Source organism: Planomonospora parontospora (assembly GCA_014647935.1).
Taxonomy (GTDB): Bacteria; Actinomycetota; Actinomycetes; order Streptosporangiales; family Streptosporangiaceae; genus Planomonospora; species Planomonospora parontospora.
Genome location: BMQD01000014.1, coordinates 207,844 through 224,440 on the forward strand (window position 1 = coordinate 207,844; position 16,597 = coordinate 224,440).

Here is a 16,597-nt window from a genome sequence, read left to right on the forward strand (position 1 = left end):
CGCGGGGCGGCCGGTCCGTTCTCCGGCGCTCTTCGCGCCCTGCCCGTGCCTTCCGGCGGCCTGCCCGTGCCTGCCCGTGCCTGCCCGTGCCCTCCTCGCGCCGCTTCCCGGTCCGTCTGCGGGACGGCCGGGTCAGAGCGCCCGGATGCCGTTGATCACTTCCAGGAGCAGGCTCTGCGCGGGCGACGTGGCCGCGGGGATCGGCTGGCGGACGAGGATCAGCCCGTGGTCCAGCAGGTCGCCCAGCAGCACCTTGACCACGCCCAGCGGCAGCCCCGCGTCCGAGGCCACCTCGACGATCGGGCGGGCCCGCCCGACCAGGCCGAGCAGCCGCCGGTGCTCCGAGCTCAGGTGCGCCCGCGGCGAGGGCGTCGCGCCCGTCGCCACCACCATCGACATCAGGTCGAAGGCCGTGGAGGACGGGATGGTCCGCCCGCCGGTCATGGCGTAGGGGCGGACGACCGGGCCGGCCTCCTCGTCGATCCATTCCATGTCGTTCACCATGTCGTTCACCTGGTCGCTCACTGGCCCGCCGTCCTCGGGCCGGTGGCCAGGTGCTGGCCGACGCGGGTGACCAGCCGCGCCATCTCGTAGGCGATGAGGCCGACGTCCGCGGCCCCCGTCGTCATGACGCACAGGCAGCTGCCCTGGCCCGCGGAGGTGACGAACAGGAAGGCGGAGTCCATCTCCACCATGGTCTGGCGCACGGACCCGCCGCCGAACTGCAGGCTCGTCCCCTTGGCCAGGCTCTGGAAGCCGGAGGCCACGGCCGACAGGTGGTCGGCGTCCTCCTTGCTCAGGTCCCGCGACGAGGCCATCATCAGCCCGTCGTTGGACAGGATCAGCGCGTGCGAGACGTCCGCCACACTCGTGACGAAATCATCCAGAAGCCAATAAAGCTCACCCGGCACGTGGTCAAGCCCCTTCCCCACCGTTGTGTTCGCTCTCCGACCGCCCGCGCCGCCACCCCGCCTGGAGCGAGTTCAGCAACGCCCTCGCCTCCTCCGGCGACCTCTCCTCCACTTCGGCGACCCTGGTCTCGGCCTCGGGGATCGCTTCGGTCTCCTGACGCAGCTGCGGCGTCAGATTCGCCTGACGTACCCGGCGGGGCAGCCCGCCACTCCGCCGCTGCGGTGTCCTGCGCGCGTCCATCACCGGATGCGCCCGTGCGGCCGGGACCCGCACCGCCTCTCCGGCCGGGCCGAGGAGGCCCGGCTCTCCGGCTCCGGCGGACCCGGGGGCGCCCGCGAGTCCGGCGGGCTCGCCGTACCCGGCGGGCACCGCGGTCTCGGCGGCCTCGGCGGTCTCAGCGGCCCCGACGAGCCGGACCCGATCGGTCCCCGAGGCCGCCGAGGGTGCTGAGGGCACCTGGTGCACCGAGAACGCCTGGGACGCCTGGTGCGCCGCCGTGGAGGGCTCCGACGGTCCGGGGTCCGGCTCGGGCGCGCCCAGCAGGTTCGCGGGGATCAGCACCGTCACCGCGGTCCCGCCGTACGGCGAGGGCCGCAACGTCACGCCGACTCCGTACCGGGCCGCCAGCAGGCCGACCACCGCGAAGCCCAGCCGGTCGGTCTCCGCCGGGTCGAACTCCGGCGGGCTGGCCAGCCGCGCGTTGATCGCGTCGCGCCGCTCCTTCGTCAGGCCCAGGCCCCGGTCCTCGATCTCGACCGCGAAGCCGCGGGGGACGAGCGCCCCCCGGATCGAGACCTCGCCCCCGGGCGGGGAGAAGACCGTCGCGTTCTCGATGATCTCGGCGAACAGGTGCATCATGTCCGCCACCGCGTCACCGGGCAGCGTGCCGCCCGGCATCGGGTAGATCCGCACCCGCGCGTAGTCCTCGACCTGGGCGGCCGCGCCGCGCAGCACGTCCTCCATGGGAACGGCCGACCGCCACCTGCGGCCCGCCGCCCCGCCGGACAGGATCACCAGGCCCTCGGCGTGGCGGCGCATGCGGGTGGTCAGGTGGTCGAGGGTGAAGAGCTTCTCCAGCGTCTCGGCGTCCTCGGCCTGCCGCTGCATCCCGTCGAGCAGCTTGAGTTGCCGTTGGAGCAGGCCCTGCTTGCGCCGGGCGAGGTTGCGGAAGGCGTGCGCCACGCCCTCGCGCAGCCTGGCCTGCTCCACGGCCGCGTCCAGGGCGCGGTGCTGGACGCTGTCGAAGGCGGCGGCGACGGCGTGGACCTCGGAGGTGCTGCCCAGCGCCTCCAGTGGCGGCGCCTCCGCCGCCGCGTCCACCCGTTCGCCCCGCCGCAGTCTCTCCATGACGTCGGGGAGCCGCACCTCGGCCAGTTCCACGGCGGCCCGCCGCAGGCCCGCCAGCTCGCGGGTGAGCCCGCGGCCCACCCGGTAGGAGACGACCAGGGAGACGATGACCGCGACGAGGCCGAGTGCCCCGGCGACCCCGGCCCTGACGTACGTCGCGGTGACCGCCGGGCCCGCCTTGTCGGCCAGGGCTGCGGAGGACCTGGTGACGGCGATCTGGAAGGCTGCGTCCAGCTGGTCGGTGACGGACCGCCAGTCGACGCCTGAGACGGTGGCGCCGTCCAGCAGCCGTTTCTCCATCGCGCTGAAGCGGTCGTGCAGCGGGGAGGACGCCACCTCGGCGACGGAGCCGCGCAGCTCCGGTCCCAGCTCCGCCAGCCCCTGCTCCAGCAGGAAGACGCGCTTGGCGGACAGCTGGGTGAACAGGCTCAGCTCCCCGCTCGACAACGGGCGCTCCAGCGCCAGCGCCCCGGTGCCGAGCGCCCGCTCGCGGCTGAGGAAGTCCTTGGCCTGGTCGATCGCGGCCAGCGCGCGGGCCTGCTGGTAGACCTCGGGGTCGTCGCCGGAGCCGAGGCTGTTGCCGAAACGCCGCACCGCGTCGGGCACCAGCCCGAACTCGCGGGAGAGGGCGATGAAGCCGATCCGGCCCTGGTCGATCCGGACGCGCAGCTCGTCGATCCGCCCGGCGCGGAGCATCAGCTCGTCGTAGTGGGCCTTCGTGCGCGGGCTCATGATCGACTGGGCGGCGTCCACGGCGGACTCCGCGCGGAGCCGGGCGCGGGCCTGGTCGGTGATCATCCGCTGGGCGTCGAGCCCGCCGCGGTCGGCGGGCGAGCGGGTCACCATGTACTCGGTCGAGAGCAGGTGTTCGCGCTGCAGGGCGAGGACCAGGTCGTCGGCGGGCTCGGCGACGGTCTCCTGGAGGGTGCCGGCGTTGAGCAGGCCCACCGAGTCGCCCACGGTCACGACGGCGCCGAAGCCCCACAGGGCCACCAGCGAGGCGAGGGGGGTCACCAGCAGCACCGAGAGCTTGAACCGGATGGACCTGCTCGATGCCATGTCACCTCGACGGTTCAGCCTGGGCGCACCGGCGGGGAGGACCCCGCAGGGCGATCACTGGATCGGCGATGAGGATAGCACTGTCAGTTCCCGGTATCTGTGTCCTATTTGTGATAAGTCAGGAAATAGTCATGGAGTGTGACAAGTCGCACCAGTGTGACGAGTTATCCCAAGAGCGGCATGTCATCCCAGAACGGCCCGTGAGGCGTGGGTGCTCGTGCTCCGGATCCAGGTCAGCTGGAGCAGCCGCACCGCCAGCACCGCGACCAGCGCGACCTCGGCGCCGAGCAGCACCCGCTCGACCAGGCCGATCAGCACCCGGTCCCCCGGAAGCGCCACGTAGGTGATCGCCAGGAGGCCGAACCCCCCGGCCAGCGAGAGCCACTCCACCGGTCTGGCCGCCGCCCGCCACCGCTCGTCCTCCGACAGGCTCGTCACCATGAGCATCCCCGCCACCGGCATCGCGGCGAACGCGCCGACCGAGACGTAGCGGTGCACCTGGGCGCCGAGGTCCAGTACCGCCCCCGGCACGACGGTCGGCGCCACCGCGATGAGCACCAGCGCCGCGCTCCACACCAGCATCAGCCGCTCCGCCGCCGTCCCCACCGGCGCCCGCACCGCCCGCAACCCGGCGACCAGCGCGAACGACGCCACCCCCAGCGACATCATGGCGAACTCGGTCGCCCCGCCCCGGTCCAGCACGGCGTACTCGCTGATCGTCAGGTTGAGCGGGTCCAGGTACGGATCAGGGTCGATCTGCCCGACCACGGCCGCGACGGCCGCGATCAGGATCCCCGCGCAGGCGATCAGCGGATAGAGCATCTTCAACCGGAGCATGATGCCCAGACTGCCCTCCGGGCGTGCCGGCGGACATCGGGATCGACCCCTGATCCGACCCTGACCCGCCCCTGAGACGCGGCCCCCGATCTACGGGAGGCGGCGTCCCGGGGACGCGGAAGGTCAGCCGAGCGGACGGGCCTCGGCGTAGCGGGCCCGGATCTCCGGGAGCGGGTCGGCCTCGTAGCGGGCCGACGCACCGCCCTCCCAGACCGGGGGTTCGTCGGTGCCGCCCAGCAGCCAGGCGGCCTGCCGCGCCGCGCCGTCGGCGACGTACTCTCCCGGCTCGGGCACGACCACCGGTCGTCCGAAGACCGCCGGGGCGATCCGCCGTACGGCCTCCGACCGGGCTCCGCCGCCCACGAGCAGCACCCGGGCCGGGTCCAGCCCGAGGGCGTCGAAGGCGTCGGCCAGGTGGCAGAGCATGCCCTCGACCGCCGCCCTGGCCAGGTGGCCGGGGGTGGAGGTCTCCAGGGTCAGCCCGTGCAGCGACCCGGTCGCGTCCGGCAGGTTCGGGGTCCGCTCCCCTTCGAGGTACGGCACGCAGACCAGCCCACCGGCCCCAGGGGGAGCCGCCAGGGCCAGCTCGCCCAGCCGGTCGAGGCCGACCCCGAGCATCCGGGCGGCCGCGTCGAGGACCCGCGCCGCGTTGAGCGTGCACACCAGCGGCAGGAACCGGCCGGTCGCGTCGGCGAACCCGGCCACGGCCCCGCTCGGGTCCGCGCTCGGCGCCTCGGCCACCGCGAACGCCGTCCCCGACGTGCCGATGGACACCACCACGTCGCCCGGCCGCGCGCCCACCCCGAGGGCGGCGGCCATGTTGTCCCCGGTCCCGGGGGCGAGCAGCGCCCCGTCCTGGACCGGGGCACTCCCCCACGCCCGCGCGCGGGGATCACGGGCGAGGCGGACCTCGCCCGCGCCGTCCCGGGGGCCCAGCACCCGGGGGAGCTGCGGGACGGAGCCGAGGGCCGCCTTGAGCAGGTCGGTGCGGTAGGACCCGGTCGCGGGCGACCAGTAACCGGTCCCGGAGGCGTCACCGCGGTCGGTGACGGGCGCCCCCGTCCTCCCGGCCAGCCGCCAGGTCAGCCAGTCGTGCGGCAGGCAGACCGAGACCGTGCGGCGGGCGCTGTCCGGCTCGTGCTCGGCCAGCCAGCGCAGCTTGCTCACGGTGAACGACGCGACCGGCACGCTGCCGACCGCCGCCGCCCACGCCGCCGGTCCGCCCAGCTCCGCGACCAGGTCGGCCGCGGCCTGCGCCGAACGGGTGTCGTTCCACAGCAGGGCGTCGCGCACGACCTGCCCGGACTCGTCCAGGCAGACCATGCCGTGCTGCTGCGCCGCCACGCCGACGGCCGCGACGTCGTCCAGCCCGCCCGCCTGGTCCACGGCCTCGCCCAGGGCCGTCCACCAGGCCTCGGGGTCGACCTCGGTCCCGTCGGGGTGGGCGGCCCGGCCCTGGCGGACCAGGGCGCCGGTCTCGGCGTCCCTGATCACCACCTTGCAGCTCTGGGTGGAGGAGTCCACCCCGGCCACGAGGGTCATCCGCGCACTCCGAGGAGGTGCTCCAGCGCGAGCTGGTTGAGCCGGGTGAAGTGGAAGCCGCGCTCGGCGGCGGCGTCCAGGTCGAAGTCGTCGCGGGCCAGGTCGTCGAGGGTCTCGCCGGGGGCCAGCGTGGGCTGCGACAGCTCGCCGACCCGGCTGGCGGCCAGCGCCTCCTGCACCTCGGGGTCGGCGCGGAAGGCCGCGGACTTCTCCTTGAGGATCAGGTAGGTGCGCATGTTGGCGGCGGCCGACTCCCACACGTCGGAGGCGTCGTCGGTGCGCAGCGGCTTGTAGTCGAAGTGGCGGGGGCCCTCGTAGCCCTCGTTCTCCAGCAGGTCGACCAGGAAGAACGCGCTCTTCACGTCGCCGTGGCCGAAGATCAGGTCCTGGTCGTACTTGGGACCGTGCTGGCCGTTCAGGTCGATGTGGAAGAGCTTGCCGTGCCAGAGCGCCTGGGCGATGCCGTGCACGAAGTTCAGCCCGGCCATCTGCTCGTGGCCGACCTCCGGGTTGAGGCCCACCCGCTCGGAGTGCTCCAGCTCGTTGATGAAGGCCAGCGCGTGGCCGATCGTCGGGAGCAGGATGTCGCCGCGCGGCTCGTTCGGCTTGGGCTCGAGGGCGAACCGGATGTCGTAGCCCTTGTCGATCACGTAGGAGGTCAGCAGGTCGAGCCCCTCCTTGTAGCGGCTGAGCGCGGCCTTGACGTCCTTGGCGGCGTCGGACTCGGCGCCCTCGCGGCCGCCCCACAGGACGTAGGTGGTCGCGCCCAGCTCGGCGGCCAGGTCGATGTTGCGGATGACCTTGCGCAGGGCGTGGCGCCGGACGTCTCGGTCGTTGCTGGTGAACCCGCCGTCCTTGAAGACCGGGTGGGTGAACAGGTTGGTGGTGGCCATCGGGACCTTCAGGCCGGTCTCGGCCAAGGCGCCCTTGAAGCGCTCGATCGCCTTGTCCCGGTCGGGCTCGACGGCGAGCAGGTCGTCGTCGTGGAAGGTCACGCCGTAGGCGCCGAGCTCGCTGAGCCGGTGCACGGTCTCCACCGGGTCGAGAGCCGCCCGGGTGGCGTCGCCGAACGGGTCGCGCGCCGACCATCCGACCGTCCACAGGCCGAAGGTGAAGCGGTCCTGCGGGGTGGGCGTATAGGCGTTCATGGGCCGGTCCTCCGATTTAGTCCACTTAATGGATTTAATATGCGTCCTGGAAGTGGGATCGTCAAGAGGTGGGTGTTCCATGACGCAGGCCGTACGCCACGACTCGATGCGCGCCCGCAACCTGGGGGTGGTCCTGGGCGAGGTCCGGCGGAGCGGGCCGGTCACCCGGGCCGCGCTGGCCGAGATGACCGGGCTGACCAAGACCACCGTCTCCAAGATGGTCGCCGACCTGCTCGCCGCGGGCATGGTCACCGAGACCGGGGTCCCGTCCCGGGGCGAGCGCGGCCGGCCCGGCACCGCGGTCGCGCTCAGCGGCGGACGGGTCGCGGCGCTCGGCCTGGAGATCAACGTCGACTACCTCTCCGCCTGCGTCGTGGACCTGACCCTGGAGGTACGGCTGCGCCGTGCACGGGCTGTGGACAATCGGGCCGCCTCGCCTGTCGAAACCCTGAGCCACCTGCGAGAAATCGCCCGTGAGGCGGTGGAGGAAGCCCGCTCGCTGGGTCTGGTGGTCGCCGGATCGACCCTCGCCGTCCCCGGCCCCGTGGACGACGGCCTGGTGCACAGCGCCCCCAACCTCGGCTGGCGGGACGTGCACGTCGGCGAGCTCCTGGACGGCCTCCTGACCCCGCTGCCGACCGTGGACAACGAGGCCAACCTGGCCGCCCTGGGCGAGCTCTGGTTCGGTTCCGGCCACCGCGACTTCCTCCACGTCTCCGGGGAGATCGGCATCGGCGCCGGCCTCGTCGTCGACGGCGCGCTCTTCCGGGGCTCCCACGGGCTCGCCGGCGAGCTCGGCCACGTGGTCGTCTTCCCCGACGGCCCGCCCTGCCGCTGCGGCGGCCGGGGCTGCCTGGAGCAGTACGCCGGGCAGGAGGCGCTGCTCCGCGCCGCCGGGGCCGGCACCGTCGAGGAGCTGGCCGGCCGCCTCCGCGAGGGGGACGCGGCGGCGCTGGCCGCCTGCGAGCGCGCCGGGCACGCGCTCGGCCTGGCGCTGACCTCCGCCGTCCACCTGTTCGACCCCGGCACGATCGTGCTGGGAGGCGTCTTCGCCCCGCTCTTCCCGTGGATCTCCGGCGCCGTGCTCGAGACCACGGCCGCCCGGCTGTCGGCGATCCGCGACGCCGTACCCGACCTGGCCGTCTCCCGCCTCGGCGGCGACGCGACGGCCCTGGGCGCGGCGGGGCAGGTGATCCACCGGATCATCGCCGATCCGGTGGCCTACGTGACCGCGTCGAGGACCGCCCCGGCGGGCTCCAAGCCACGCTGACCGCCACCGCGCAGGGGTCCCGCTCCACTCGGGGACGGCGGCACCACCGGCCTCCCGGCCACGCCGGCCGCTCAGGAGCGCCGCTCGCCCAGCACAGCCGCGCAGATCGCGGCGAGCTGCCCGGTCTGCTCGGGGGTGAGCCGGTCGAACAGGCAGCGCCGTACGGCCTCGACGTGTCCGGGCGCGGCGGCGGCGAGCACGTCGTGGCCGGCGTCGGTGAGCGACGCCCAGCTCACCCGCCGGTCCGCCGGGCAGGGCAGGCGGCGCACCCAGCCGCGCTCCTCCAGCCTCGCGATCGCGTGGGAGAGCCTGCTCTGCGATGAGTTGACCCCGGCGGCCAGCTCGCTCATCCGCATCCGGCGCTCCGGCGCCTCCGACAGCCGCACCAGCACCGCGTAGTAGGCGTGCGGCATACCGGAGTCCCGCTGCAACTGGCGGTCCAGCTCCTCCTGGATCACCTGGGAGGCCGCCAGGAAGGACCGCCACGCGTGCTGCTCGTCGTCGTCCAGCCATCTCGTCACGGAATCAGTTTAGTTGAACTCTCAAGTTCTTGGGGTTAAAGTACTTGAGAGTTCAACTTTTGAGGCATCCAGGGGGTCACCATGCCGGTCCAGCGGCTCAACCACGCGGTCCTGTACGTGCGCGACGTCGAGCGCAGCGTCGCCTTCTACCAGGAGGCCCTCGGCTTCCGGGTCGTCATGGGCATGCCGGGCGCGGCGTTCCTCCAGGCCGAGGGGTCCGGCAACGACCACGACCTCGGTCTCTTCCAGATCGGCGCCCAGGCGGGCCCCTCGGGCGCCGGGCGCTCCACCGTCGGCCTCTACCACCTGGCCTGGGAGGTGGACACCCTGGCGGAGCTGGAGCGGATCGCCGTCAGGCTGAGCGGGCTCGACGCCCTGGTCGGCGCCTCCGACCACTCCACCACCAAGGCGCTGTACGCCAAGGACCCCGACGGCCTGGAGTTCGAGGTCTCCTGGCTGCTCCCGGCCGACCTGGTCACCGAGGAGGTCCTGGCGGGCCGGTCCCGGATCCGGCCGCTGGACATCGCCCGCGAGAAGGAGCGGTACGGCGCGCACACCCGCGGCGGCGTCGGCGTCTCGATCCCCGCCTGACCCGGAGGGGCCCGTCCCGGTGCCCCCTCCGGATCCGCGCGACGGCGCGCCGTGCCCTCAGCCGCGCGGACCGACGCACGGACCGGCGGGTGGACCGGCGCACGGATCAACGCACGGACCGACGTGCAGCTCGACGGCCGCCCCGGCCGTTCGGCGTGTCCCCGGCCGTGGACGGGCCTTAGACTGAACATCGTTCGGGTATCCGGACCGTGTCAGGGATCGCTGTCGACCCCGGGTGAGGGAAGTGACGTCGTGACCCGTGGTCCGGAGGCCGTGCTGGAGGTACAGGGCTGGCGCGTAGGCCCCACGCGGGTCCTGCGCCTGGTGGGCGAGCTGGACGCCTACACCGCGCCCGTCGCCCGGGCGCGCCTGGACGCCGCGCTGCTCGAGTCCGACACACCGTCACTGATCGTCGATCTGACACCGCTGAGGTTCATGGCGACGGCGGGGATCTCCCTCATGCTGAAGTTGCGCGCCGAGATCACCGCCCGCCAGGGCAGCCTGATGCTGGTCCTCCCTGCCGAGAGCCCGCCGCGGCGCCTGTTCGAGGTGACCGGCCTGGCGCACCGCTTCGCCATCCGCGAGACCCTCGAAGAGGGCGTGGCGGCCTTCCGCCGGGAACCGCCCGACCGGGATCCGGGCGCGCCGGCCGACGGGCCGCCGTAGGCATTCGGGGCCGAGGGACCAGCGCCGCCGTAGGCATTCGGGGCCGAGGGACCCGGTCCGCGCCCCGTCGTCCCCCGCGGGGCTCACTGCAGCGCGGCCACGGCCTTCTCCCTGCTCTCGTAGGAGGAGAACAACCGGTCCAGGCCCATGATCCGGAAGACGTTGGCGATGTCGGGGTCGAGACCGGCCAGAGCCGGCGCGGCGCCCGCGTCCTGCGCGCGCTGGTGCGCGGCGACCAGCAGGGAGATGCCGGTGGAGTCGCAGAACGTCAGCCCCGACAGATCGATCACCAGCCCGGCGCCGGAGGCGAGCGTGAGCTCGTCCAGGGCCGCACGCAGGCGGGGAGCGGTGTGGTGGTCCAGATCACCGGCCACGACCAGCACCTGGAGGCGCGGCGAATGCGGCTGGAGGGTGACGGTCAGACCGTGGTCATGCTGCACCAGGGCTCCTGAGAGGGGACGGCCGCCGGGCGGCCGGGTACGGACAGGGCGAGCACCGCGGTGTCGTCGGACACACCGCCGCCCAGGTCATCGATGAGTTTACGCACGGCGGCCAGCAGACCGTCGGCGCCGGAGGGGGAGACGGCGGCGAGATAGGCGGTCAGGCCCTCCTCGTCCAGCATGGAGCCGGTCTCGGTGCGGGCCTCGGTCAGGCCGTCGGTGTACAGCAGCAGCGCGTCCCCGGCGTCCAGGCGGGTGCTCACCTGCGCGAAGTGGGGGTCGCGCAGGATGCCGATCAGCTGTCCCCCCTCCGGGTGGACGGCCTCGACACCGCCGTCCGCACGCACGATCAGGGCCGGGGGGTGTCCGCCGCCGGCCAGCGTGACGGTGAACCCGTCGCCGTCGGGTTCCAGGACGCCGAAGACGGCGGTGCAGTACGGCGGGGGCGCGGCGCTGCCGGCGTGCTCCTGCTGCAGGACCGCGTCCAGGTTGGCCAGCGCCGCCCGCGGGTCGGGATCGTAGACGGCGGCGGCGCGCAGGGTGTAGCGGACCAGCGAGGTCAGGGCGGCGGCGCCGGCGCCCTTGCCGCAGACGTCGCCGAGGAAGAACCCCCAGCGGTCGCCGTCGAGGGGGAACAGGTCGTAGAAGTCGCCGCCGACCTCGTCGGCGGACACGGGGTGGTAGGCGGCGGCCGCGCGCAGTCCGGGCACCTGCGGCAGGACCGGAGGCAGCAGCGTGCGCTGCAGCGTGCGGGCCAGGCGCTCGGCGTCGGCACGCAGCTCGCGTTCGGCGGCGACGGTGCGCGAGGCGGCCAGCCGCAGCTCGAACTCGCCCGCGACCAGGGCGGCCAGGTCCCGCAGGGAGGCCAGCTGCTCGGCGGTCGCCTGCCGGGAGCGGGTGTCCATGACGTTGACGCTGCCCAGGCGCCGGCCGTCGGAGGTGACGATCGGGGCCGCCGCGCAGAACCGGACGCCGGGCACGCCCCGGACCAGCGGATCGGCGGCCGCGCGGGGGTCGGCCGCGGCGTCGGGGACTACGTACACGTCGTCACGGGTGACGGCCGAGGCGTACAGGCCCGCCGCGCGGCGGCTCCGGCGCGGCTGCGGCGGCAGCCCGCGGGCGGCTTTGCACCAGACCCACTCGTCGTCGACGAGCGTCACGGTGGCGATGGGCGCACCGAAGATCCGCGCGGCCAGCGACGTCACCCGGTCGAAGGCGTCGTCACCGAGGGCGTCGAGGAAGGCGTGGCGGCGCACGGCCTCCAGGCGGCGCACCCCGTCGGCGGTGCTGACGTCGGTCTCCTTTCCCGCCGGGCTCCTCGCGGTGTGCGGGGCGCGCGTAGGGCTCCGGAGCGGTTTGCCCTATCCTACGTAACCGTTGGGCTGATCCTTACGTATCCACCGGGCCGGGCCGGCGAGGCCGTCGACCAGCGCATACGGCGGGGCCCGCGGCGGAGGCGGGCGGGGCGGCGAGCGGCACGGTGACGGATCCGGCGTGGGGCGGGTGCTCGGCGTGAACGAAAGGATGTCCGATGACGCGCTGCGACGACGCTGAGCGTGGATCACCCGGAGCGGCCGGAGCCGCGGTGTTCGCCGCCGACGAGGAGGTCGGCCGGGACCTGGCCGGAGTCGACTGGCGGAAGACCCCGCTCGGGCCGCCGGACGGGTGGCCGCAGAGCCTGCGGACCGCGGTGAGCATCCTGCTGTCGTCCCGGTTCCCCATGTGGATGGCGTGGGGGCCGGAGCTGACGTTCTTCTGCAACGCCGCCTACCGCCGCGACACCCTGGGGCAGAAGTACCCGTGGGCGCTGGGCCGGCCGGCCGATGAGGTGTGGGCGGAGATCTGGGACGACATCGGCCCGCGGATCGGCACCGTGCTGGCCACGGGGGAGGCGACCTGGGACGAGGCGCTGCTGCTGTTCCTGGAGCGGGCCGGCTACCCGGAGGAGACCTACCACACGTTCTCCTACAGTCCCCTCCGCGACGACGACGGCGCCGTGGTCGGCATGCTGTGCGTCGTCAGCGAGGACACCGAGCGGGTCATCGGCGAGCGGCGGATGGCGACGCTGCGGGATCTCGGCTCCGATCCCAGCGTGGTCCGCACCGAGCAGGAGATGCTCGCCTTCGCCTGCCGCCAGCTCGGCCGCAACCGGCACGACCTCCCGTTCACGCTGACCTACCTGTTCGACGACGACGGCCGCGCGCGGCTGGCCGGGACGACGGGGATCCCCGCCGGGCATCCGGCCGCCCCCGCCGACCTGGCGTTCGACGATCCGGACGGGGTGTGGCCCGCGGCGGCGCTGGCCCGGGGGGAGTCGGTGCTCGTGTCGCTCGGCGGCGCCCGGTTCACCGGGCTGCCGTCCGGGAACTGGCCGGAGCCGCCCGCGCAGGCGGTGGTGGTGCCGCTGCTGCAGCAGGGCAGCGCGCCGTACGGGTTCCTGGTGGCCGCGCTCAACCGGTACCGGCCCCTGGACCGCGGTTACCAGGGGTTCATCGAACTGGCCGCGGGACACGTCGCGGCGGGGATCGCCAGCGCCCGCAGTTACCAGGCCCAGCAGCGGCGGGCCGAGGAGCTGGCCGAGCTGGACCGCGCCAAGACCGTCTTCTTCTCCAACATCAGCCACGAGTTCCGCACCCCCCTGACCCTGATCATGGGACCGGTGCAGGAGCTGCGCAGCCGCCTGCGGGACGCCGACGCGCAGGTGCACGAGGAACTGGAGATCGTCCACCGCAACGGACTGCGCCTGGGCAAGCTGGTCAACACCCTGCTCGACTTCTCCCGCATCGAAGCCGGCCGTATGCAGGCCCGCTACGAGCCGGTGGACCTGGCCGCCGTGACCGCCGAGCTGGCCAGTGTCTTCCGCTCCGCGATCGACAAGGCCGGCCTGGCCTTCGAGGTGGACTGCCCGCCGCTGGCCGAACCGGCCTACATCGACCGGAACATGTGGGAGAAGGTGGTGCTCAACCTGCTGAGCAACGCCTTGAAGTTCACCTTCGACGGCTCCATCGGCGTCCGCCTGCGCCACCGTGACGGCCACGCCGTCGTCACGGTCGCCGACACCGGCATCGGGGTGCCCGCCGACGAGCTGCCGCGCCTGTTCGAGCGCTTCCACCGCATCGAGAGCGCCCGCTCCCGCTCCAACGAGGGCAGCGGCATCGGACTGGCGCTGGTGAAGGAGCTGGTCGGCCTGCACGGCGGCACCATCACCGCCGACAGCGTCGAGGGCAAGGGCACGACCTTCACCATCCGGCTGCCCCTGGGGTCCGGCCATCTGCCGGCCGACGGCCTGGTCCCGACCGGAGCCGCGGAGCCGGGCTCGGCCACCGCCGACCCGTTCGTCGAGGAAGCCCTGCGCTGGCTCCCCGCGGACGGCACGGCGCCCCGGGAGACGGCCGCCCTCGGCGTCTCCGCCACCGCGTCCTCCCCGGCGCCGGACGGCGGCGCCCCGGCCCGGGTGCTGATCGCCGACGACAACGCCGACATGCGTGACTACCTGGCGCGGCTGCTGCGGCAGTCCTACCAGGTCACCCTGGTGAACGACGGCCAGGCCGCGCTGGAGGCGGTGCGCGCCGACCCGCCGGACCTGCTCGTCAGCGACGTGATGATGCCGCGTCTGGACGGCCTGCAGCTGGTGGCCGCGCTCCGTGCCGACCCGCGGACCGCCGGGGTGCCGGTCCTGCTCCTGTCGGCCCGCGCCGGGCAGGAGGCCTCCATCGAAGGACTGGAGGCGGGCGCGGACGACTACCTGGTCAAGCCGTTCTCCGCCGCCGAGCTGCTGGCCCGGGTACGGGCGAACATCGAGCTGGCGCGGATGCGCAACCACCACGCCCGGTGGCGCAGCGCCATGATCGAATCACTGCAGGAGGCGTTCTTCGTCGCCGACGAGAGCGGCGCCGTCGTCGAGATCAACGCGGCGTTCGCCGACATCCTCGGCTACGGACCCGAAGGACTGCCCTACACCCCGCTGCACCCGTGGTGGCCGGACGAGGCCGAGGACCCCCAGGCCCACGCGATGGTGGGCGAGGCCTTCGCCCAGCTGGTCAGCGAGGGCAGGGGCAGCTGCGTCATCCCCGTCACCCACCGCGACGGCCACCAGGTCTGGGTCGCGGTCACCTTCAACGACGTCACCGATCCCGACACCGGCCGCCGCCGGGTCGTGGGCACCATGCGCGACGTCACCGCCGAGCACTACCTGGTGCAGCGCGAGAGCGCGCTGGCCGCGCTGAGCATGCGCATCTCCCAGGCCGGCAGCCTGTCCGACACCCTGTCCGGGGCGCTGGAGGAACTGCGGGACGTCTGGCACGCCCGGCGGGTCCTGGCCGTCCTGTGGCAGGAGGACGCCGAGCGGCCGGTCCTGACGGTCCCCGGCTCGGCCGGCCTCCGCTGGCAGGACCTGCCGGAGGACCTCCGCGAGAGGATCACGGAGCTGCGCGGTCATCCGCCGCTGCGTCCGCTCGCCGACGAGGCCGGTGGCGCCGGCATCACCCTGGAGCACCCCGGCGGACTGCTGGCCGTCTGGATCGACCTGGACCAGATGCGGCCCTTCACCGCCGAGGACCAGACCCTGCTGGCGCTGCTGACCGGCCGCCTCGGCCAGGGCCTGCACCGGGCCCACCAGCTCGACCAGCAGCGCGAGGCCGCCGTCGCCCTCCAGCGCGCCATCCTCGGCCCGTCCCGGCTGCCCGACGGCTTCGCCGTCCGCTACGAGCCGGCCACCCGCCCGCTGGAGGTCGGCGGCGACTGGTACGACATCGTGCCGTTGTCCGGCGACCGCATCGCCGTCGTGGTCGGCGACTGCGTGGGACGGGGCCTGGAAGCCGCGGCCGTCATGGGACAGCTGCGCAGCGCCTGCCGCGCCCTGCTGCTGCAGGACGCCGGTCCCGCCCAGGTGCTCGGCGCCCTCGACCGGTTCGCCGCCCTCGTCCCGGGCGCCAAGTGCACCACCGTGTTCTGCGGTGTCCTGGACACCGCCACCGGTGAGCTCGTCTACTCCAGCGCCGGTCATCCCCCCGGCATCCTGGCCCATCCCGACGGCACCACGCTGCTGCTGGAGGGCGGCCGCTCCACCCCGCTGGCCGTACGCCCCGGCCATCCCCGGCCCGAGGCGGAGTGCACCATGCCGGCCCGCTCCACCCTGCTGCTGTACACCGACGGCCTGGTCGAGCGCCGCCGGCGTCCGCTGACCGCCGGGATCGACCAGGCCGGCGCCGCCGTCCAGGACGGCCGGTCCACCCCCATCGAGGACCTGGCGACCCACGTCATGACCCGCCTGGCACCGGACAGCGGCTTCAACGACGATGTCGCCCTGGTGCTGTACCGCCAGCCCGCGCCGCTGGAAGTGGCCTTCCCCGCCGAGTCCGGCCAGCTCGCGCCGGTGCGCACCGCCCTGCGCGACTGGCTGAGCCGCTGCGAGCTCAACCCGTCGATGATCCAGAACGTTCTCGTCGCGGCCGGGGAGGCCTGCGCCAACGCGATCGAGCACGGCCACCGGCACGCCCCCGGCCACATGATCCGCCTGCGGGCGGTGGCCACCGCCCGCGACCTGCGCCTGACCGTCGCCGACACCGGCCGCTGGAAGCCCCCGCAACCCGAGGCCAATCCCCATCGCGGCCGGGGCGTCGCGCTGATGCGCGCCCTGATGCACCACGTCACCATCGAACCCGGTGCCGCCGGGACCACCGTCGACATGCATGCGAGGATCACTCGATGAACACCCCGCTGACCCTGGTCACCTCGGAGCGGTCCGACGGTCGCCCGGTACTCGCCGTCACCGGTGAGATCGACATGAGCAACGCGGGCACCCTGGACGCCGCCCTGGCCCGGTCCGCCGACGACAGCACGCTGGTCGTCGACCTCAGCGCTGTCGACTATCTCGACAGCGCCGGTCTGACCGTCCTGTTCGCCCACGCGCCGCGTATCCGGCTCATCGCCAACCCGCTGCTCGTCCCCGTCCTGACGATCTCCGGGCTCGCCGACGTCACCGTGGTCGAGGAGACCTCGGGCGACGGGAGGACCGGAGGAGGGGCCGTCTCGTGACGCGACGCGCCCGGGCGGCCGCCGCGGCACCGTCCGGCGCGGACGACGAGGTGCTCGCCGGCGCGTAGGGCGGCCTCGCCGAAGACGTGGCGGAGACCCGGCTCCCGAGGGCTCGGGCCGGCCGGGCCGATCACCCTCCGGGCGGTGCTCCCGGTGCTCCCGGTGTTCCCGGTGCTTCTGATGCTCCCGGTGCTTCTGATGCTCCCGGCACTCCCGGTGATCACGTGC

At 73.8% G+C, this 16,597-nt stretch carries 14 protein-coding genes; 5 read left to right on the forward strand and 9 right to left on the reverse strand.

Annotated elements, in window-relative coordinates; genetic code table 11:
- Positions 1 to 132: 132 nt before the first annotated feature.
- The 6 genes from IEZ07_RS22425 to xylA all read right to left on the reverse strand — a co-directional run bounded on the left by IEZ07_RS22425 (position 133) and on the right by xylA (position 6,845).
- Positions 133 to 525, reverse strand: a complete 393-nt coding sequence (locus IEZ07_RS22425) for a DUF742 domain-containing protein (RefSeq protein ID WP_307729035.1) — start codon at positions 523 to 525, stop codon at positions 133 to 135.
- On the reverse strand, positions 522 to 911 hold the full coding sequence (locus IEZ07_RS22430) for a roadblock/LC7 domain-containing protein (RefSeq protein WP_189240586.1): 390 nt from the start codon (positions 909 to 911) through the stop codon (positions 522 to 524). The genes IEZ07_RS22425 and IEZ07_RS22430 overlap by 4 nt, the downstream gene beginning before the upstream one ends.
- A gap of 4 nt (positions 912 to 915) precedes the next feature.
- Positions 916 to 3,318, reverse strand: a complete 2,403-nt coding sequence (locus IEZ07_RS22435; RefSeq protein WP_191896515.1) for a sensor histidine kinase — start codon at positions 3,316 to 3,318, stop codon at positions 916 to 918.
- Between the two features lie 183 nt (positions 3,319 to 3,501).
- The gene (locus tag IEZ07_RS22440) at positions 3,502 to 4,155 is read right to left on the reverse strand and encodes a DUF998 domain-containing protein (RefSeq protein WP_191896516.1); all 654 of its coding nucleotides are present in this window, start codon (positions 4,153 to 4,155) and stop codon (positions 3,502 to 3,504) included.
- A gap of 123 nt (positions 4,156 to 4,278) precedes the next feature.
- A complete protein-coding gene (gene xylB / locus IEZ07_RS22445) occupies positions 4,279 to 5,697 on the reverse strand; it encodes a xylulokinase (RefSeq protein ID WP_191896517.1) in 1,419 nt (472 codons plus the stop codon).
- Positions 5,694 to 6,845, reverse strand: a complete 1,152-nt coding sequence (gene xylA / locus IEZ07_RS22450) for a xylose isomerase (RefSeq protein WP_191896518.1) — start codon at positions 6,843 to 6,845, stop codon at positions 5,694 to 5,696. Before xylA ends, xylB begins: the two co-directional genes overlap by 4 nt.
- 79 nt (positions 6,846 to 6,924) lie before the next feature.
- On the opposite strand from xylA, the gene IEZ07_RS22455 reads away from it, so the two are divergent.
- Positions 6,925 to 8,115: an ROK family transcriptional regulator gene (locus tag IEZ07_RS22455; RefSeq protein ID WP_191896519.1), complete on the forward strand. Its 1,191-nt coding sequence runs from the start codon at positions 6,925 to 6,927 to the stop codon at positions 8,113 to 8,115.
- A 71-nt stretch (positions 8,116 to 8,186) separates the two neighbouring features.
- Here IEZ07_RS22455 and IEZ07_RS22460 read toward each other — a convergent pair whose 3' ends face one another.
- Positions 8,187 to 8,636, reverse strand: coding sequence for a MarR family winged helix-turn-helix transcriptional regulator (locus IEZ07_RS22460; RefSeq protein WP_191896520.1), 450 nt, complete (start codon positions 8,634 to 8,636; stop codon positions 8,187 to 8,189).
- An 81-nt stretch (positions 8,637 to 8,717) separates the two neighbouring features.
- Between IEZ07_RS22460 and IEZ07_RS22465 the strand changes: the two genes are divergently transcribed.
- Both IEZ07_RS22465 and IEZ07_RS22470 read left to right on the forward strand, forming a co-directional pair.
- On the forward strand, positions 8,718 to 9,227 hold the full coding sequence (locus IEZ07_RS22465) for a VOC family protein (RefSeq protein WP_068897922.1): 510 nt from the start codon (positions 8,718 to 8,720) through the stop codon (positions 9,225 to 9,227).
- A 252-nt stretch (positions 9,228 to 9,479) separates the two neighbouring features.
- Complete coding sequence (locus IEZ07_RS22470) at positions 9,480 to 9,893, forward strand: anti-sigma factor antagonist (protein WP_191896521.1); 414 nt, start codon at positions 9,480 to 9,482, stop codon at positions 9,891 to 9,893.
- An 83-nt stretch (positions 9,894 to 9,976) separates the two neighbouring features.
- On the opposite strand, the gene IEZ07_RS22475 is transcribed toward IEZ07_RS22470, so the two are convergent.
- Entirely contained in the window at positions 9,977 to 10,333 is a 357-nt protein-coding gene (locus IEZ07_RS22475; protein WP_239320792.1) for an STAS domain-containing protein, read from the reverse strand.
- A complete protein-coding gene (locus tag IEZ07_RS22480; protein WP_191896522.1) occupies positions 10,312 to 11,607 on the reverse strand; it encodes a PP2C family protein-serine/threonine phosphatase in 1,296 nt (431 codons plus the stop codon). Before IEZ07_RS22480 ends, IEZ07_RS22475 begins: the two co-directional genes overlap by 22 nt.
- A 257-nt stretch (positions 11,608 to 11,864) precedes the next feature.
- Between IEZ07_RS22480 and IEZ07_RS22485 the strand changes: the two genes are divergently transcribed.
- A complete protein-coding gene (locus IEZ07_RS22485) occupies positions 11,865 to 16,043 on the forward strand; it encodes a SpoIIE family protein phosphatase (RefSeq protein ID WP_191896523.1) in 4,179 nt (1,392 codons plus the stop codon).
- Positions 16,040 to 16,369, forward strand: coding sequence for an STAS domain-containing protein (locus IEZ07_RS22490; RefSeq protein ID WP_191896524.1), 330 nt, complete (start codon positions 16,040 to 16,042; stop codon positions 16,367 to 16,369). Before IEZ07_RS22485 ends, IEZ07_RS22490 begins: the two co-directional genes overlap by 4 nt.
- The last annotated feature ends 228 nt before the right edge of the window (positions 16,370 to 16,597 follow it).